Origin of the sequence: Streptosporangium sp. NPDC087985 (assembly GCF_044741965.1) — a bacterium.
In the GTDB taxonomy this organism is placed as follows: Bacteria; Actinomycetota; Actinomycetes; order Streptosporangiales; family Streptosporangiaceae; genus Streptosporangium.
This window is the reverse complement of record NZ_JBIUTQ010000003.1, coordinates 246,923-265,023: the sequence shown is the minus strand read 5'-3', so window position 1 is coordinate 265,023 and position 18,101 is coordinate 246,923. Positions and strand designations below refer to the sequence as shown.

14 protein-coding genes are annotated in these 18,101 nt (G+C 65.8%); 7 read left to right on the top strand and 7 right to left on the bottom strand.

Features of this window, described 5'->3' with window-relative positions; translation table 11 throughout:
* Positions 1-61: 61 nt before the first annotated feature.
* The 3 genes from ACIN94_RS10070 to ACIN94_RS10060 form a co-directional block, all read right to left on the bottom strand.
* A complete protein-coding gene (locus ACIN94_RS10070) occupies positions 62-1,315 on the bottom strand; it encodes a hypothetical protein (RefSeq protein ID WP_400702392.1) in 1,254 nt (417 codons plus the stop codon).
* Between the two features lie 427 nt (positions 1,316-1,742).
* Complete coding sequence (locus ACIN94_RS10065) at positions 1,743-2,903, bottom strand: glycosyltransferase (protein WP_400702389.1); 1,161 nt, start codon at positions 2,901-2,903, stop codon at positions 1,743-1,745.
* A 125-nt stretch (positions 2,904-3,028) separates the two neighbouring features.
* Complete coding sequence (locus ACIN94_RS10060) at positions 3,029-5,380, bottom strand: hypothetical protein (RefSeq protein WP_400702386.1); 2,352 nt, start codon at positions 5,378-5,380, stop codon at positions 3,029-3,031.
* Between the two features lie 441 nt (positions 5,381-5,821).
* On the opposite strand from ACIN94_RS10060, the gene ACIN94_RS10055 reads away from it, so the two are divergent.
* The 5 genes from ACIN94_RS10055 to ACIN94_RS10035 are packed head-to-tail and all read left to right on the top strand — an operon-like array spanning position 5,822 to position 11,448.
* The gene (locus ACIN94_RS10055) at positions 5,822-7,015 is read left to right on the top strand and encodes a glycosyltransferase (RefSeq protein WP_400702383.1); all 1,194 of its coding nucleotides are present in this window, start codon (positions 5,822-5,824) and stop codon (positions 7,013-7,015) included.
* 8 nt (positions 7,016-7,023) lie between these two features.
* Positions 7,024-7,977 carry an NAD-dependent epimerase/dehydratase family protein gene (locus tag ACIN94_RS10050; RefSeq protein WP_400702380.1) on the top strand — a complete coding sequence of 318 codons (954 nt, stop codon included), beginning with the start codon at positions 7,024-7,026 and terminating at the stop codon, positions 7,975-7,977.
* Positions 7,978-8,034: 57 nt separating this feature from the next.
* A complete protein-coding gene (locus ACIN94_RS10045; protein ID WP_400702377.1) occupies positions 8,035-9,024 on the top strand; it encodes an NAD-dependent epimerase/dehydratase family protein in 990 nt (329 codons plus the stop codon).
* On the top strand, positions 9,021-10,061 hold the full coding sequence (locus ACIN94_RS10040) for a glycosyltransferase family 4 protein (protein ID WP_400702374.1): 1,041 nt from the start codon (positions 9,021-9,023) through the stop codon (positions 10,059-10,061). The genes ACIN94_RS10045 and ACIN94_RS10040 overlap by 4 nt, the downstream gene beginning before the upstream one ends.
* 4 nt (positions 10,062-10,065) lie before the next feature.
* Positions 10,066-11,448 carry a polysaccharide biosynthesis tyrosine autokinase gene (locus ACIN94_RS10035; protein WP_400702371.1) on the top strand — a complete coding sequence of 461 codons (1,383 nt, stop codon included), beginning with the start codon at positions 10,066-10,068 and terminating at the stop codon, positions 11,446-11,448.
* Here the strand turns inward: ACIN94_RS10035 and ACIN94_RS10030 are convergent.
* The 3 genes from ACIN94_RS10030 to ACIN94_RS10020 all read right to left on the bottom strand — a co-directional run bounded on the left by ACIN94_RS10030 (position 11,426) and on the right by ACIN94_RS10020 (position 14,515).
* A complete protein-coding gene (locus ACIN94_RS10030; protein ID WP_400702368.1) occupies positions 11,426-12,127 on the bottom strand; it encodes a hypothetical protein in 702 nt (233 codons plus the stop codon). The genes ACIN94_RS10035 and ACIN94_RS10030 overlap by 23 nt on opposite strands.
* 119 nt (positions 12,128-12,246) lie before the next feature.
* On the bottom strand, positions 12,247-13,980 hold the full coding sequence (locus ACIN94_RS10025; protein ID WP_400702365.1) for a DUF4012 domain-containing protein: 1,734 nt from the start codon (positions 13,978-13,980) through the stop codon (positions 12,247-12,249).
* 19 nt (positions 13,981-13,999) lie between these two features.
* Complete coding sequence (locus tag ACIN94_RS10020) at positions 14,000-14,515, bottom strand: hypothetical protein (protein ID WP_400702362.1); 516 nt, start codon at positions 14,513-14,515, stop codon at positions 14,000-14,002.
* A gap of 251 nt (positions 14,516-14,766) precedes the next feature.
* Here ACIN94_RS10020 and ACIN94_RS10015 point away from each other — a divergent pair, with 251 nt between their 5' ends.
* Complete coding sequence (locus tag ACIN94_RS10015; RefSeq protein WP_400702359.1) at positions 14,767-15,522, top strand: SDR family NAD(P)-dependent oxidoreductase; 756 nt, start codon at positions 14,767-14,769, stop codon at positions 15,520-15,522.
* 94 nt (positions 15,523-15,616) lie between these two features.
* Here the strand turns inward: ACIN94_RS10015 and ACIN94_RS10010 are convergent, their stop codons facing one another.
* Positions 15,617-16,837, bottom strand: a complete 1,221-nt coding sequence (locus ACIN94_RS10010) for an ABC transporter ATP-binding protein (protein WP_400702356.1) — start codon at positions 16,835-16,837, stop codon at positions 15,617-15,619.
* 177 nt (positions 16,838-17,014) lie between these two features.
* Here ACIN94_RS10010 and ACIN94_RS10005 point away from each other — a divergent pair, with 177 nt between their 5' ends.
* Positions 17,015-18,013 carry a LacI family DNA-binding transcriptional regulator gene (locus tag ACIN94_RS10005; protein WP_400702353.1) on the top strand — a complete coding sequence of 333 codons (999 nt, stop codon included), beginning with the start codon at positions 17,015-17,017 and terminating at the stop codon, positions 18,011-18,013.
* Positions 18,014-18,101: the final 88 nt, after the last annotated feature.

The window sequence follows — 18,101 nt, the reverse complement described above, 5'->3', positions numbered from 1 at the left end:
TTTCACTCGCAAGAGTGCCGTTGACATCACATCCTGCGAGAGCTGTGAGCCAGGGTCGAATTCACTTCCGTGATCCCGAAACAGAGGACGCCGTTGCGTCTGCGAGTGCAGCCACGGGCTGCTCTCCTTTTCGCAGCGTCTTGGTCCATGCGATCGCGGCCAGCAGGCTCGTAACCATCATGATCGGCATACGCTGGCGAAAAATCAGGCCGATATTTGAAACGGTCGTCGCGTAGGCGATCGTACCTGGAACGACGAACAGCAGGATGATCAGCATCATTCTGCGGTCGTAACACCACAGCCGACGAATCCCATACGCCGCACAGTAGAGAAGGTAATACCAGAGCAATGTATCTATTTTGCCGAGCTGTAATGCCAGACTGCCATTCATCCAAGGGAACGGAGACAGGATTGTGTAGATAATTTTCGGTCCAAGCGCGTTCCACGCGCTACCACCGTCTTCGAACACCACACCCGAGCCGCCCTCCGCGTTGGCGAGTCGGACATTCGACGACTGACCACGCTGCAATTGCTCCTGCAGGGCCATGACAGGGGCAATTTCATCAACGCCTTGAAAAAAGATCAGAACAGGTATCAACAGCGCGGCGAAGACGATAATGGTGCGCACAGAGAGGGCGCGTTTGATTCGCGCGACACCAAAAAGCAAAGGCAGAGCGCACATGAACACCATATATGGACGCACATGCCAGAGCATCCACAGCAACGGGCCGAGAAAGAACAGTTTTCGCATGTCGAAACGCTGCATATTCGAAGCGGCGAGACCGAGGCACGCCAGAACGAGGAACGCGTTGAAGCCGTCTTTGAACGTGTCGGACGTGTGCAGCATGAATCCCGGAACGAAAGCTGTGATAACAAGCAACCGAAATGCCGCACGCTCATCAGCGCCAACGAGTCGCGCAAATTTATACATGACAATGCACAGCCCGCAGGCAATGAGCGCCACAATGGCCGTGCACGCTAATGGGGCTCGCTCGCCGCACAGGTATATAATAGCCGCAAAGACATGACACGGCACTGAAACAGAGTAGATAGAGTCAACCTGCTCGGGACCAACGAATTGAATCCCTTCGTGCCTCCAGTACTCAGCGATCCCCATGGCTCTGACTTCATAGTAGAGATTATCTCCGCCATATTGGATGATGCTGGATCGCATCACCAGAACATGGATTGCTAGCCGAACGACGAAAGCAGCCATCAGCACGGGAAGCGCCCTGCTCGCCAATCGTGCATCGAAGCTCGCATGGACTATGAAAATGAGCATCACTGCAATGGCAGCGACGATGATGTACTCCATGGTAAATCACCTAATAATCGTCGGCTCGCTACTCGCGAACCCCGTCAGAGACGTTCGACTCGGGGCCGGATCAGCGATTTGGGCGTCGAAGGCGCCGCCGCTCTCCCAAGCCACGAACGCGTAGTTGAAGAAATCGCGGCCCGTCAATACGACTGGCGCGGTGATCTCCGCCCACTCGTACCTGACAATTTCACCAGCCGGACATTCGTCATGCCCTGACTGTGACAACAACTTTCCCTGTCATTAGGGTAGATGATAATGACCGTGGAATACCACGGGTCCGAATGCGCGGTGGACCCTTTCTTAAATCCACGCAAAGAAACGCTGACCCATCCGGCGCCGACGGCTGTCGCCTCCACCGATGTGCACTTCGGACAGAAATGCAAAAATCCTGATATTCCCCCGTCTCGGACGCATGAACCGATGATTATGAGCAGACTTCGTCGTATAGCTTGTCGAACCATTCCGCTGTCCGGCTGATGTCCACGAGCTCCGCGCTGTTTCGTGTGCCTTCGCGAAGACGCGCGTGGACTTCTGGGTGCATCGCCCGCAGGATGCCCTCAGCAAGGGCGTCTGGATCCCCGGGCCTGGTGAGAAGGCCGTTTCGCCCGTGCTCTATCAGGTCGGGCACTCCACCGACGGCGGTGGATACCACGGGCACCTCTGCGGCGAGAGCCTCCATGACGACGACCGGGAGCCCCTCGTAGAAGGAACTGAGTACGAGAAGATCAGCGGCAGCGATCAGACGACCGGCCTCTGCCACATGTCCTACGAGTCGCACACCGTTCAATCCCAGGTCGGCGACGCGACGGGCCATCGGCTCATAAAGAGGGCCGGATCCGGCGAGCAGAAACAGGGCACGTGGCTCCCGGGCGACCACTTTCGCCGCGGCCTCGATGAGTAGCTCATGGTTCTTCTGCGCGCGGAAGTTGGCCACGTGCACGACGAGGAAGGCGACATCGGGAACCCCCCACTCCCGCCTGGTCCGTTCCGACTGCAGCGCCCAGCGACGCTGTTCCGCGACGCGGACTCCGTGCACGCGGGTGGACAGGCCACGGGCATGGCTGCTCGTGGGCGCGTCGGCGACCTGCGAGGAAACAGCCACAGTCCGGGTGTCCAGCCACGCGGTCGCCCGGTCGAGCAACATCGTCAGGGCGCAGTAGCGCACGTTGTGGACGGTCGAGACCAGGGCTGGACGAGACTTCCACAGCCGGGACGCCGGCCGGAGCAGCGATGCCGGCAGAGGAGAGTGGATGTTGAGAACATCGGGTTCCAGCTGCCTGATCTCCCGTACGAGGCGAACGGGGCGGAGCGGGCGCGGGCAAAAGGTGAGATCGACGACGCGGATGCCCGCTGACCGTAGCCGCCCGATCAACTCCGCAGTAGATGCCCTCAGGCATACAACGGTGTAGCGCTTGTCCGAAGGAGGCGCCGCGAGTAGCCGCTCGACGAGCAGGACCTCGGCACCACCCACATCGAGCGTTTTGATCACCTCGCAGACATGCACTCCGCTCATGGCGTCGTCTCCGAAAGGCGGGATTTTCCGTTGCTCTTCAATGTCTCGAACAACCTCTCCATATAGCTGCAACAGAAGTCAGCCGAAAGATTCTTTTCCAAGCTCCGCGCCATGCTCGTGGTCGCAGTGAGACAACAGCGCACTGCGACATGTACCGTTCGCATTTCTCAGCGGGCGTCGAGTAATCTCTGGTGCGATCACGAACTGGAGCCGTCCGGAATCGAGTAAACGGCGTAATCGTCGGAACGGAACCGGAGTCTCGCGAAGTCCTCAATCCTCGAGATGGAACTCAGACGACTCTCGTCGACGAAGAGCCAGCGCACTCCGAAACGTTCTCTCAGACGCTGGATCGCAGCCTGCGAGGGAGACTGAAAGGCCACGTCGTTTGACCGGATTCGCTCGGCATCCCAGAACGGAATGTTCTGAAACGACTGACCCAGGCGCCAACGGCTCAGATTCATTGTCGTGTACGACCACCCCTCGACCAGCACGCGCCGTTCGGTCAGTGCGGCCACCCAGAAATGACGGCTGTCGCACGGACTCTCATGCCCCCAGCGGCAATGTGCGTTCGTGGCGACCGTGTCGTCTGGATCGGAGTGGGTGCGCAACCATCGCGCTGCGGTGAGGGCGCCTCGCGGGATCTCACTGACCGGAACCCAACGACTCGCCTGCCGGTCGACGTTCTCCACATCGTTACCAACGAGCGAAAGGACACGTGTGCCCCAGGCCGCGGGAAGGCCTACAGCCGCGATCATGAAGATCATGAAGGCCCAGAGGTGAATCCCGCGCCGCCCCTTGAGGAACAGGGCGACCGCGACCAGGGCGGTGACGGCCAGCAGCACTATGTACGGCCGATACAGGACGGTGTCCACCTGGCCTGGATCCAACGGGACCTTGACGCCACAGAGGATACGGATCAGAGAGGCGGCCAACACCCCTGCAGCAACCGCGACAGTTATCTGCCTGGGTGATACCCGTGCTCGCCGCCTGATGACAATGAGCCCGTAGGCGGTGACAACCATCACATAGGGATAGGCTCCTCCAAGAAAGTAGATCTGGCTCATAGAGCAATGCCCGAATAGAAGCAACACGCCGATACTCGCAGCGCCCATGCCAAGCATGAGGACCACTCCGGGTTTCATGAGCAACCGCGGCCGGCTCAGCAGCCCAAGAATTCCACACCATGTAATGACCCAGCACAGTACGTACAGGAGTACGGTACCAAGCACCGCAGTCGACGCCGGCTCGGCCGTTTCCTCTAGACCGGTTAGCTCTCTCCAGGTGACGCGCATGAGGGCGAAAGGATCGACCACCATTCCTTGCTGCGCTCGGCCGAACAGCACGAAATAAGCAAAAAGGAAACATGCCACGGTCATTCCTAGTGCGGCGAGCGTAGGCCAAGGCGGCCGGCGTCGCCTGATCGTCTCGACCACGCTCACCGTCACCAACCCCACGGTGAGCAGGGGGAGGTATATGGCCTTGGCCCCCATGACCACCACGAGAAAAATGCCTAGTAGAAGCCACCTACCGGCACTGCGCCGCCGACGTCCAAGAAGATCGAGCAGAAGAAGGACGATCGGGGCGAATATGAGGGCCCCGAATGTCTGGGATGGGCTTGTCCATGACTGAACTTTCCATGTGAACACCCCAACGCTCGGGCCCAGATACAGGCTCGGAGCCACGATGAAGAACGTTCCCCCAACAGTCAGCAGGGCTCCCGCCCACGAACCTGTGACACGCCTGCCGATCATCCCCAGGACGACGGCGAGTCCGGCCAGCATGGGCAACATGGCCAGCCGGAACAGCAGCACCAGCGGCTCAACTCCGGTCACCCAGCTTGCCGCCGCGAAGTGGGCGTAGACAAACCAGTGATACAGGAGGGGTTCACCGACGACCATGGGGTCCGTGGGCGGCATATGGTGCCTCACCTCTCCGACGAGGGCCAGGTGGAACGGCATATCGGTGTTAGATCCACCGATTTCCGGCCAGGTGAGGGCATACCTAAAGAAGGTGAGGGCACTCCAGACGATCAAAGACACAACGATCAGCGCGAGAGACCATGACCACCAGATCGGCGCACGCGTACGAGACGCACTCGCCCAATGTTTCCGCAGTCGAGGAACCGCGAGGAAGGTCACATACGTGATGATCGGCCATGCCAGGACGAGCAGTGGCGCCCCAAGAGCCCGAGCAATGATATAGGTGATCACTTCTATGGCGTAGCCGAGCGCCAATCCGAGTGCGATCTCCTCCGCCAGCGTGCGGTCACCGCTGTACAGCGCCCGGATCAGTAGCAGGCCTGGAAACGCCAGGCATAGAATGACATAGACACCAAAGGATGCCATATCCGACACGGATACGCCGTAAAAACTCAGCACGGCCATCGCGAAAGCGGCCACCAACGCAGTCGGCAGCAACGCCGAAAAACGCTTCAGCGTTCGATATCGAGCGGAATGTCTTCCTTCGGGTGGAAGTCCAGTCGTTTGAACGTCTTTTATCGGTTCGAGTGGGCTCGACACAGAACCCTGGGGCGGCGAGGCGTTGACCATGTGGACAAGCCTCGCGACGCGAGCGCCTCAAGGGGGTCTAAAACACCCGCGATCAGCAATGTCCTTGCCACACCTTTATGTGAGTCTTCACGTTGGACCGGAGCCAGCCCCTCTTAAAGAATCAAGACAGTTGAGCTGGGCCAACCCTGTGCCGGCGTGCTTGAGCACGGTTTTCCCGGCGAACTCGTCAATCCAGGTCAGCCCTGCCAGGTCCACCGACACAGGGGCGCGAACGGACCATCATAACATTAAACACAGAATTATGTCCCATTTTTGCTACTTCTAAATATTTTGTCAGGAATGATTGCGAGCGAACCGGCTAGATCATGTACCGGTAGGGAATGTGGAAACTCTTTGCCGCCACTGTGACGGCATCAGTGGGACAGATCGATCCCTGAGCTAGTTTCTCCGACGTGAACAGGCCATCACCGAGGAGCCCGCATGAAACCGGACGGCCGAATTCGTGTCATGGAGATCATCGCCCGGATGAACGTGGGGGGGCCCGCTACCCAGGTATCGGGACTGTCCGAAGGGCTGGAACTGAAGGAGTTCGACCACCGCCTCTACACGGGCCATGTCGACGCCGATGAGGGCGACCACCTCAACCTGAAGGGTCCGGGGGCGCGCGTTCACCTGATTCCGAGTCTCGGCAGGTCGATCAAACCCTCCGACGATTACCTCGCCCTCATCCGGTTGACAAGGGCCATGCGCGATTTCCGGCCGCATGTCGTCCACACCAGAACCGCGAAGGCGGGTGTCCTCGGGCGCTTGGCGGCCTGCCTGTCCGGTGTCGGTGCGGCCCGGATCCACGTGTTCCACGGGCATCTCCTCAACGGCTACTTCACGCGGCCGAAGCGTGCGCTCTACGTGCGGTCGGAGCGGATCCTCGCCTCCATGACCGACCGGCTGGTGACCGTCGGCTCCCGCGTCCGCGACGAGCTGCTCGAAGCCCGGATCGGGCGTCCGGAGCAGTACGTGGTGATCGCCCCCGGCGTACGGCTCGGCCCGGTCCCCGACCGCGGGGCCGCCCGCGTCGCCCTGGGCCTGCCCCTCGACGCGCCCGTCGTGGCATACGTGGGCCGGCTCACCCAGGTGAAGCGGCCCGACCGGTTCGTCGCCACGGCTCGCTCCGTGCTCCGGCAGATGCCGGACTGCCGCTTCGTCGTCTGCGGCGGCGGCGAGCTGCGCGAGCAGGTCGAGCGGGACATCGAGCCGATCCGGCACGCCTTTCACCTGCTCGGCTGGAGAAAGGATGTGGAGACGGTGTACTCCGCCGCCGACGTGGTCCTGCTGACCTCCGACAACGAGGGCACGCCCCTCACCCTCGTCGAGGCCGGGATGGCCGGAACCCCGGCCGTCTCCACGCGGGTCGGAAGCGTCGCCGAGATCGTCCAGGACGGGCGCACCGGCCTGCTGGCCGGTGCCGACGCCGAGGAGCTGGCGCGATACACCGTGAAGCTGCTCTCCGATCCCATGCTCGCGTGCCGGATGGGCGAGGCGGCCCGCCAATGGACCGGTGCCTCCTTCAACGTGGAGCGCCTCGTCGCAGACACCGAAGCCCTTTATCGATCGCTGGGCGCGGAACGCCGCAATCACCTTGTCACGACAGGAATCATGGGGGGAATGAACAAGTGAGAGTCTTGGTGACCGGCGGAGCTGGGTTCATCGGTGCGAATCTGTGCCGTGCGCTCGCGGCTCGGCCCGAAGTCGAGAAAATCAGGGTGCTGGACGACCTGAGCAGCGGAGATCTCACCAACCTCGATGGTGTCGAGGTTGACTTCGTGATGGGCAGCATCCTGGACGCGGAGCTCCTGACAGATCTCATGGCGGACACCACCACCGTCGTCCACCTCGCCGCACGGCCGTCGGTTCCACGGTCCCTGGCGGATCCCCTGGCCTCCCACTCCGTCAACGCGACAGGCACCCTCCACGTCCTGGAGGCCTGCCGCGCGACCAGGCCGCATGTGGTGCTCGCCTCGTCGTCCTCGGTGTACGGCAACTGCCAGGAGCCGCACAAACACGAGGACCTCCCCACCAGGCCGCTGAGCCCGTACGGCGCGAGCAAGCTCGCGACCGAGGCATACGGCCTGGCGTACGCGGAGAGCTTCGACCTGCCGGTCCTGCCCTTCCGTTTCTTCAACGTCTATGGCCCCATGCAGGCCGCCGGCCATGCCTACGCGGCCGTCATCCCGACCTTCGTGTCCATGGCACTGCGGGGCCGCCCGGTGCCGATCTACGGTGACGGGAACCAAGCGCGGGACTTCACCTATGTGGGCTCGCTGACCGAGGTCCTCGTGGATGCCGCCGTCCGCCGGGTGACGAGCCCGACGCCGGTGAATCTCGCGTTCGGGACGCGGATCACCCTGCGGCATCTGAAGGACGCCCTCGGGATGGTTCTCGGCAGGCCGGTCGAGCCGGCCTTCCTGCCGCCCCGGATCGGTGAGATCCAGGAGTCACAGGCCTCCCCTCACCTGCTGCGCCGCCTGTTCCCCAGTGTGTGCCCGACACCCCTCGAAGACGGGCTCCGTATGACGGTGGCCTGGTTCGAAAACTCGGCGACCGCCGACCCCGGCCTGCAGCTCGATGCGCACATCTGACCTCTCGCTCCCCCCGCCCACGAAACACCCTCTCCAAGCGCGTAATAGGGGAAGCCAGTGAAGAAGCCATCAAAGAACACCTACCTGATAACAGGCGGCAGCGGATTCGTCGGGTCGCATCTGACCGACGCGCTGCTCGCCCGCGATGAGTCCGTCGTGATCCTGGACAACCTGTCGACCGGGCGGCGGGAGAACCTGCGGCCCCATCCCCACCTGCGCTTCGTGCACGGATCGGTCCTGGACGAGCTCATGGTGGACGAGCTGGTCCACCAGTGCGACGTGGTCGTCCATCTCGCGGCCGCGGTCGGCGTCAAGCTGATCGTCGAGCAGCCGCTGCGGTCCCTGACCACCAACATCCGCGGCTCGGAGATCGTGATCGAGGCCGCGCACCGGTACCGGAAGAAGATCCTGGTCACCAGCACGAGCGAGATCTACGGCAAGAACTCCTCCGGCGCGCTCCGGGAGGACTCCGACCGCATCCTCGGGAGCCCTGCGGTGGTGCGCTGGGCCTACAGCACCGCGAAGGCCGTCGACGAGATCCTCGCCAACGCCTACCACAAGGAACGCGGCCTTCCGACGATCGTCGTCAGGCTGTTCAACACCGTGGGATCGCGGCAGAGCCCGGCCTACGGCATGGTCATCCCCCGCCTCGTCCGGCAGGCGCTCAGCGGCATGCCCCTCACAGTCCACGGCGACGGCACCCAGACCCGCTGCTTCGCGCATGTGGCGGACGTCGTCGACGCGCTTCTCGGGCTTCTCGACGACGACGGCGCGATCGGGCAGACCTTCAACATCGGCTCCGCCCACGAGGTGAGCATCCTGGAGCTGGCAAAGCTGATCATCGAGCACACCGGCTCCACGTCGGGTGTCGACCTGATCCCCTACCACGAGGCCTACGAGCAGGGCTTCGAGGACATGACGCGCAGGGTTCCCGACACCACCAAGCTCCGCGAGCTCACCGGCTGGACCCCACGACGTGCTCTCGACGAGATCCTCGCGGATGTCGTCACGGAGGCCCGCGCTGATCTCGCGGCGTCCATCCGGTGAACGGAACGATCCCCCTCGCCGCAGGAGTGGCCGCCTTCCTTCTCAGCACGACGACCATCGTGCCACTGAGACGCCTGGCCCTGCGGTGGGACCTCACCGACCGTCCCGGCGGGAACAAGGCTCACGCCCGCCCGACCCCCTACCTGGGAGGCATCGCGATCGCACTGGCCACGATCGTGCCCGCGACGGCGGTGCTGGGTCTGGCCGATCGGAGGATCACCGTGATCCTCTTGGCCGCCACCACGGTGGCCCTGCTCGGCCTGATCGACGACATCGGTTCGCTGTCCATGGTCACCCGGTTGGCCGTGGAGACGGCGGCAGCGAGCGGGGTGGTGTTCTCCGGCGTCCAGATCACCCTGACAGGTAGCTGGATGGACGGAGCCGTCACGGTGGTGTGGATCGTGGTGATGACGAACTCCTTCAACCTGCTGGACAACATGGACGGCGCGCTGGGAACCGTCACCACGGTCGCCGCCGCCTTCCTCGCGGGGACGGCCTTCGTGTCCGACCGGCCGTCGCTCGGGCTGCTGCTGTCCGTGCTGGCCTACGCCAGCCTCGGCTTCCTGCTGCACAACTGGCCCCCCGCGAGAATATTCATGGGGGACTCAGGAGCGCTGTTCATCGGCTTCGTCCTCACCTGCTCGGCGGTCGTTCTCGTGTCCGGGCACGGCCCCGGCACCCTGGTCGCCGGGCTGCTCCTGCCGGCCTTCCTCGCGGTCGTCGACACCGGCGTCGTGTCCGTCTCGCGGATGCGGGTGGGCCGTTCACCGCTTACGGGCGGCACCGACCACGTCTCGCACCGGCTCCGCCGGGCCGGCTTCGGCACCCGGGCGGTCGCCATGATGCTCGGCATGATCACGGCGCTCGCCGGCGTGCTCTGCCTGGCGATGGCCCTGAAGTGGATACCGCCGATCGCCGCGGCGATCGCCGCGGGCGGAACCGCCCTTCTTCTCATCAGCCTGCTACAGGGCGTGAACGTCTACTCGCCGTCCCAGCCCCCCAAAACTCCTTCACGAATCCCCGAAAGGTTGCGTTGATCCAGTGGATCTGCTCTATTACGTGCGGCTCATACGCAGGAGCTGGCCGCTCATCCTGTTCTCCCTGGTCTTGGCGGTGGCCGCAGCGTCCTTTGTAACCGCCCACACACCACCGAAATACGTCGCGACGATCACCATGCTGGTCTCCGGTCACGACAGGGAGGGTAGTCTCTCCACCGCCTACCAGGCGGGGATGCTCTCCCAGCAGCGCGTGCAGTCCTACGCCGAACTGCTGACCAGCCGTCGCGTGATCGAAAAGATCGCCGAAGGCGGTGACGTGCAGAGCCTCCAAGAAAACATCACCGCGCAGTCCATCCCCGCCACCGTGCTCCTCCGGGCCACGGTCACCGACACCTCCCCCGCGCGCGCCGCGCAGCTGGCCAATGCCCTGGGCACCGAATTCCCCAAACTGATCAACGAGATCGAGCGGCCCACTCCTACCAGCTCCGCCACCGTCAAGGTCACCCTGGTGGATCGGGCGGACCCCCCCGTGGCGCCGGTCAGTCCCCGGCCACTGGTCAATCTCGCGCTTGCCATGATGATCGCGCTGTTCCTCGCTATCGGCTCACTCGTCCTCCGTGACCGCCTGGACACGACCATCAAGTCGAACGAGGCGCTGCAGCATGCGTCGAAGGCTCCGATTTTGGGGGTCATCGGCTACGAACGGGACGCTCGGCGCCTTCCCCTGATCATCCGTAACCGCGGCCGGTCGTCCAGGGCCGAGGCGTTCCGCTCGCTCCGCACCAACCTGCAGTTCGTCGGCGTCGACCGGCACCCGAAATCACTCGTGGTCACCAGTTGCCTGCCTGATGAGGGAAAATCCTCGACGGCGGCCAACCTCGCGATCACTCTCGCGCAGGCCGGCTGGCGGGTCATCCTGGTGGACGCCGACCTGCGCCGCCCGCGCATCCCGCACTACTTCGGGATCGAGGGCCCGACGGGTCTCACGGATGTGCTGATCGAAAAGGCCGATCTGCAGGAGGTCATCCAGACCTGGGGGGAGATGGAACTGTCGATCCTGCCGAGTGGCCAGATCCCGCCGAACCCGAGCGAACTGCTCGGCTCGCGCGGGATGCGCAACGTGCTCACCCAGTTCACGGAGACCTACGACATGGTGATCATCGACGCGCCGCCACTGCTGCCTATCACCGATGCCGCGACGCTCGCGGCCGTCTGCGACGGCACGCTGCTCATCGCGCGGTACGGCAAGACCCGACGGGAGCACATCGTGCGCGCCGCTGAGATGCTGTCGTCGATCAACGCCCGCGTGGTGGGCGCCGTCCTGAACTTCGCACCGGCCAAGAGTAGCCAGTACTACGGCTACGGCTACGGCTACGGCTACGAGTCCGAAGCCGAGATCACGGTCAAGACGCCGGCGAACGCGTGAGCAGCCGGAGTGGGACGGCGAGCGACTTGGCGATCTTCCGTCCCGCGGCCCGGTGGACTCGCCGGGAGCCGCCATGGGGATCGGGGATGTCGGGCTGGTCCACGCGGACCAGCCCGCGCAATGCTCTCACCTCCACGACCAGCGCGTGGGCCCGCCGTACGGGATCCTCATGACAGATGACCGCGGCAGCCGGCACGGCCTGGGCCAGCGTGCCGAACTCGGCGATGGTGAACGCCCGGGCGGACGCCGGGAGATGCATGGCCACCGATTCGGCGCGGTGCGCGGCGGTGGCCGTCAGCACGAGGTCGGCGGCGGCCACCAGCTTGGAGGTCAGCGGTCGGGAGACGAAGCCGCCGGGATCGCCTCCGAGCCGGCTCAGCACGTGTCGGGCGCGCTCGGCCATCTGCCTTCCCGGCTCGGCATGGGTTCCCGCGCTGATCACCTGAAGCGCCGGACACGGCCCGAGGACCGACCGGGTCAGCCGTTCCGCCAGCGGAGAGCGGCAGAGGTTGCCCGTGCAGACGTACAGGATGCGGAACCCGACCTCATCACCCGGATCACTCGGCGCGGAAGGTGCCCGCGCGTCCCTCCAGCATCGCCGGCCACAGCTCTCGTGTCCGGCCGGCGGCACGAGGTCGATGGCCTGACCCGTCTCAGCGGTCTGCGGTGAACCTTCCATGAGCGTGACGGTAGATCGTCCTCATCGGGCGCCCACCCGCGGCACGCCGCTGTTTACCCTTTGCTACCGATGACGGCGGTGCGGCCAGCGGTCCCCCATCGCTGGCCGCGGTCCCTCCGTCAGGGGGCGCAGCCCTCCGAGTTCCAGCTGATCCGGGTGTGCTGCGGACGGACCAGCGGCTGCACCGGGACCAGCGGTGGCCGACCGGAGGAGGGTTCCAGCAGATCGAACTCCAGCGTCCTCGACTGCCTGGGGGCGAACTCCAGCAGGGTCGAGTAGACGGGATGGGAGCGTTCGTTCTCCCGCAGGACCGCCACCCGGTCACCGTCGAGCCGCACCGCGCTCATTTTGGTTCCGACCCCGGCGTACAACGACACCCACAGCAGGTTGGAGCCGGCTGTGTGAGGGAGATGCGGGGAGTCGAGCCGGCCGGTGACGTAGGCGGGCAGGCTTCTTCGGGGCACGTCGTTGGTGAGCCGGACCCGCACCCGCGCGGGGCGCAGCCCACCCCGGCACGGGCCCAGCTCGTAGTCGAGGAAGCGCTTCAGGTAGTAGTCGAGCTTGCCGCCGGCCGAGTTGTTGACCACCAGGCCCGCGAACGGCCCCGGCTGCCGGGGCAGCACGCCGCCGGCAACGGTCGCCGACAGGAGTGACTGCTCGGCCTGGTGGCGGCTCCAGAGCTGGATCCTGCGCTCGTCCACCATGTGGACCAGGACGGGCAGCAGCCGGGAAGGTTCGGCGAGGGCCGTGGGCAGCGCCTCGCTGACGGCGCCGGCGACCGTGATGAGGAACCGCTTGCGCGCCGCGGGGTCGGTATACCGGGCGTAGGCGATGCGTTCGGTGAGGTCGACGACGTTCTCGGCGGTCACTCTCTCCCCGTCGGGCAGGGCGACCGGCCCGATCGCCTGGAGCAGGTAGGACAGGCCGATCGGGTCGGTCGCTATGGCGCCGTCCAGCCGCTGGTGGGTCTGCCGTTCCCACAGCCCGGTCCAGGTGGCCGCGGCGTAGGGGAAGTGCGGAGAGAGATTGGAGACCGAGAGCAACCTGGCCGCGCTCGGCCCGTAGCGCGCGCGGAAAGCCGGGCCGTGGTCTGCCACGGGGGTGGAACTCGCGTCGAGGCCGGTGTTGGCGGACAGCCGCGTGATGCCGATCCTGCCGTGGCCGGCCCGCAGGATGCCGAACGCGCCGACCAGACCTCCGGTCCCCCTCGCCTCGGCGTTGGTCTGGAACGCCAGGAAGTAACGGCGCGGGCCGTCGTGGCCCAGTATCGAGGGGAGCAGGGCGGTGGCGGTCGCCGCGCTACGGAGCCAGCCCCGCAGCTGATCGACTCCCCGCAGTGCCGTACCGCGTGCCTGGTCAAGCAGGTCGAGGCCGGTGTCGGCCGGGGTGTCCGCCAGCCGGGAGCTCACGCGGGCGAGCCGGGTGACGGCGTCGTCCAGAACCGGCGTCGCGGCGGCGAGATCGGCCAGCACCGGTGTCATGTTGCCCAAGGATCGTTCTTTCGCCGCTAGGAACCGCGTGCCGGCCCGCTGGACGGCGGTCAGCACATCGGTCAGCTCCGCGGCGCTCTCGGCCAGCCCGCGCACGGTCGTCGCGCCGTCTCCCACCACCGGGGCATGGGCGATCACCGACCAGTCGGGGCCCCCGGTGAGCCGCCGCGCCTCGGCGGCGTGCCGCTGGGCGTCCGCGAGTGCCCGGGCCATCAGCGCGGGATCGTGTGTGGTCATCACCGCGCGCAACTGGAGCAGCGCGCCCCTGGTCGCCTCCAGGTGATCCCGCACGCTCAGCACGAGATGGGCCGACCAGCCCCCGGCCGGCACGAGGACGGCGACGAGACTCAGCAGGCCGGCCACGACGACTCGGCGACGCCTCCTACCTGGCACTGGAAGATCGGCGACGCCGTATGGAGATCAGCGTGCCGGCGGCCCCGGCGGCGAGCAGGCCGGCGCCCACCGTGGCGATGAGCGCCACGGGTGCTCCGGTGAACGGCAGTTCCTCGGCGGCGGTGGCGGAGGGCCGATGTCCCCCTCGGCATCCGCCGCATGTGCCGCATCCGCCGCATCTCCCGTGACCCCAGCCGTTGTGACCCCAGTCGTTGTCGTTTAGCTTGATGACCTGCTGGTTTCTGGAGTTCTGGGTGATCCCCGGCTCGGCGCGGTCCTCGATCCCTGTCAGGAGCGGGTCGACCCCTGTCAGGAGCGGGTCGATCTCTGACAGGAGCGGGTCGCCGGTGTCGAAGTCGGGGGCCGGCGGATAGGGCTGCAACCGCGAGAAGGACGTCAGCGGTGACAGAGCGGCGTCGGCGGTCGCCGTTTCGGCGATTCCGAGCGCCGGCCCACCCCCGACGGCCGCCGCGATGAGAAGATAGATCGTCTGTTTTCCGACCATTTCCGACTCCTGATGGCGATGATTCAGGCCACAGAACATGCCACTCAGAACACGAGCGATATGTCTCCGGAACCCGTTATATTCACCCCCGCATAGGGACAGCCCGTCTGGCTCGCGCTCATTGCCGAACGATCGCCGGTCGTTCTCAGAACGTTGACCCTCGGAGGGCGGCGCGCCACGGCCGGAGAGAATCGCCTCGGCGGGCGGCGGGGAGTTGCCGGGGCCGGCGACGTGGTCCCTAGACTTCGCACATGCCTTCCGCATTGATCACGGGCGCGACCGCCGGCATCGGTGCCGCGTTCGCCCGCCGCCTGGCCGCCGACGGTTTCTCTCTCGTTCTGGTCGCCAGAGACGAGAGACGTCTGACCGCCTCCGCCGAGGAGCTACGCCTGCGCTACGGGGTGAAGGTCGAGGTGCTCCCTGCCGACCTGGCCGCCGAGGAGGGCCTGACGGCGGTCGAGGGGCGGCTCCGGGAGGGTGTCGACCTGCTGGTCAACAACGCCGGATTCGGCCACCCCGGTGCCTTCCTCGACGTTCCGGTCGCCGACGAGGTGCGGATGCTGAAGGTGCACTGCGAGGCGGTGCTCCGGCTGACGCTGGCGGCGCTGCCCGGGATGAGGGAACGCGACCGGGGGGCAGTGATCAACGTGGCGTCGGTGGCGGCGTTCTTCACCCGGGGCACCTACGGCGCGTCCAAGGCATGGGTGGTCAGCTTCAGCGAGTCCGTCGCCGCCGAACTGGCCGGCACCCGTGTGCGGGTGATGGCCCTGTGCCCGGGGTTCGTTCGGACCGAGTTCCACAGCCGCGCCTCTATGGACACCTCCGGCATTCCCGGCTTCCTGTGGCTCTCGGCGGACAAGGTGGTGGACGAGGCAATGGGCGACCTGGCCCGGGGCAGGTGGGTGAGCGTCCCGGACATGCGCTACAAGGTCATCGTCGGGATCGGCAGGCTGGTCCCCAGAGGTCTGGCCGGCGAGGTCTCCCGCCGCCTCGGCAGACGGCGGTAGGCCGGCCGGGCACCGGCCGGGGCGGGGCGGACACGGAAGGGCCCGCGCCACGGGAGGGGGTCGTGGCACGGGCCCGTCCGGCTTACGGGGTTGGTCAGACGCGGACGTTGGCGGGGTGGCCGATCGCCAGACCCGAGACCGGGTCGAAGAAGTGGAGGTTGTGGGTGTCCACGACCAGCTCGATGTTCTGGCCGGGGCGGACGTGGCTGCGGGAGTTGACGCGGGCGGTCCACAGCGACTTGTCGCCCACCAGCGGGAGCGCCGCCTCCTCGTCGTCGCCCGTGTCGGCCGCGGCGACGGTGTCCTGGTGCTGGACCGGCGGGGCGTCGATCAGGAACAGGACGTTGATCTCGGAGCCGAGTTCCTCGGTGACCTCCGCGCGGACCTGAAGGCGGGTCCAGCCGCCGGCGGAGCCGTTGGCGGCGACGGAGTCGTCGAAGTCGGAGGGGCGGATACCCAGGATGATCTTCTTACCGAAGTACTGGTCGAGGCCGGGCTTCTCGGCAAAGGTCTCGTCCGGCACCGGCAACTTGAAGCCGGCGAAGGCAACGGCGGCGCCGCCGTCGCCACGCACCAGTTCGGCGTTGACGAAGTTCATCGACGGGGAGCCCATGAAGCCCGCGACGAAAAGGTTGACCGGCTGGTCGAAGAGGTTCTGCGGGGTGTCGACCTGCTGGAGCAGACCGTCGCGCAGAACGCAGACGCGGTCGCCGAGGGTCATGGCCTCGACCTGGTCGTGGGTGACGTAGACGGTGGTCACGCCGAGGCGCTCGTGCAGGGTGTTGAGGGAGGCGCGCATGGAGACGCGGAGCTTGGCGTCCAGGTTGGACAGCGGCTCGTCCATGAGGAAGGCCTGCGGCTCGCGGACGATGGCACGGCCCATCGCGACACGCTGGCGCTGGCCACCGGAGAGGGCAGCCGGCTTGCGCTTGAGGTACTGCTCCAGGCCGAGCATCTTGGCGGCCTCGTTGACCCGCTTGGAGATCTCCGTCTTGGGCATCTTGCGGAGCTTGAGACCGAATGCGAGGTTCTCCTCGACGGTCATGTGCGGGTAGAGCGCGTAGTTCTGGAAGACCATGGCAATGTCGCGGTCCTTCGGAGGCAGGTGGTTGACCACCCGGTCACCGATGGCGATCTCGCCGCCGCTGATGTCCTCAAGACCCGCGATCATGCGCAGGGCGGTGGACTTGCCGCAGCCGGACGGGCCAACGAGCACCATGAACTCGCCGTCCTTGATCTCGAGGTCAAGACCGTTCACGGCTTTTACACCGCCTGCGTAGATCTTGTCGACTTTGCTGAGAACGATGGATGCCATGGACAGTCCTTAGCGCCTCGGGCCAACCCCGCGTTCACCCGATATGGATACGTTTTCATGAATCTCATCGGAAAGAGGTATCTCTGTCAAGAGCCGACCCGATTCCCCCTTGTCAACAGGGGCGCGGTTATCTCTTCGCGCTGGACCGGTCACGGAAACTATGGTGGAATCGTTTCCATGAACATGCGTCGCACGACCATCAAGGATGTCGCCGTGGCGGCGGGCGTCGGGGTCGCCACGGTGTCGCGGGTTCTGTCCGGTGGCTCGGCGAGTCCCGAGACCAGGGAACGGGTACTGACCGTCGCGGCCCAGCTCGACTACCGGCCCAGTGCGCTCGGCCGCAACCTGCGCCAGCAGCGGTCGGGCGGGATCGGGCTGCTGCTGCCCGACATCACCGACACCTTCTACGGCCGCCTGACCGACGGCGTGCTCGCCTGCGCGCGCTCGGCGGGCGAGCCGGTGATCCTGGGGGCGACCGGCGACGACGCGGAGCGCGAGGCCGAGCTGATCGGCATGCTGCTGGAGCAGGGGGTGGACCGGGTGATCGCGGTCCCCTCCGGCGACGGGGAGACGTGGACGCCGACCCTGCGGGCCGGACTCACCACGGTGTTCGCACACCGGCTCGCGACCGGGCGCGACGACGTGCCCGCGGTCCTGGCCGACGACCGCGCGGGAGTGCGGACCGCGGTGGACTATCTGACGGGGCTGGGCCACCGCCGCGTCGCCTACCTCGGCGGTCCCGGCCAGGAGCAGCGCCTCTCCGTCTTCCGCCAGGCCCTGGGCGATCTGGTGGACGAGGAACTCATCGTCTCCGCACGCGGCAGCCGGGACTCCGCCTACGCCGCCGCCGCGGGGCTCTTCCAGCACCGGCCCGACCTGACGGCCGTGCTGGCCGGAGGCAACCTGCTGGGCGAGGCGGCCGTGCTCGCCGCCAGGGAGCTTGATCTTCGGGTGCCCAGGGACCTGTCACTGATCATGTTCGACGACGTGCCCTGGGCCGAGCTGTGCTCCCCTCCGTTGACCGTGATCGCCCAGCCCGCCCAGGACATCGGCTACCGCGCGGCCGAGCTGGTGCTGCGTGCCGGAGGGCGACGCCCGCGCAGCGTACTGCTGCCCACCGAGCTGATCGTCAGGGGTAGCTGCGCCCCCAGAGGGACGTCTCGATCGCCGCGATGACGGCGGGTTCGGTTACACGGCTGTACTGGATCTAAACCCCATGGCGGGGTGTTTTTCACCTCCTCTCCCCGCATAGGCGTCTTGCTCG

What these genes read in the sequence shown, in the direction of transcription:
- ACIN94_RS10070 (WP_400702392.1), bottom strand. Translation starts at nt 1,315, where the DNA reads ATGGAGTACATCATCGTCGCTGCCATTGCAGTGATGCTCATTTTCATA.
- ACIN94_RS10060 (WP_400702386.1), bottom strand. Translation starts at nt 5,380, where the DNA reads ATGGTCAACGCCTCGCCGCCCCAGGGTTCTGTGTCGAGCCCACTCGAA.
- ACIN94_RS10055 (WP_400702383.1), top strand. Translation starts at nt 5,822, where the DNA reads ATGAAACCGGACGGCCGAATTCGTGTCATGGAGATCATCGCCCGGATG.
- ACIN94_RS10030 (WP_400702368.1), bottom strand. Translation starts at nt 12,127, where the DNA reads ATGGAAGGTTCACCGCAGACCGCTGAGACGGGTCAGGCCATCGACCTC.
- ACIN94_RS10020 (WP_400702362.1), bottom strand. Translation starts at nt 14,515, where the DNA reads ATGGTCGGAAAACAGACGATCTATCTTCTCATCGCGGCGGCCGTCGGG.
- ACIN94_RS10015 (WP_400702359.1), top strand. Translation starts at nt 14,767, where the DNA reads ATGCCTTCCGCATTGATCACGGGCGCGACCGCCGGCATCGGTGCCGCG.
- ACIN94_RS10010 (WP_400702356.1), bottom strand. Translation starts at nt 16,837, where the DNA reads ATGGCATCCATCGTTCTCAGCAAAGTCGACAAGATCTACGCAGGCGGT.
- ACIN94_RS10005 (WP_400702353.1), top strand. Translation starts at nt 17,015, where the DNA reads ATGAACATGCGTCGCACGACCATCAAGGATGTCGCCGTGGCGGCGGGC.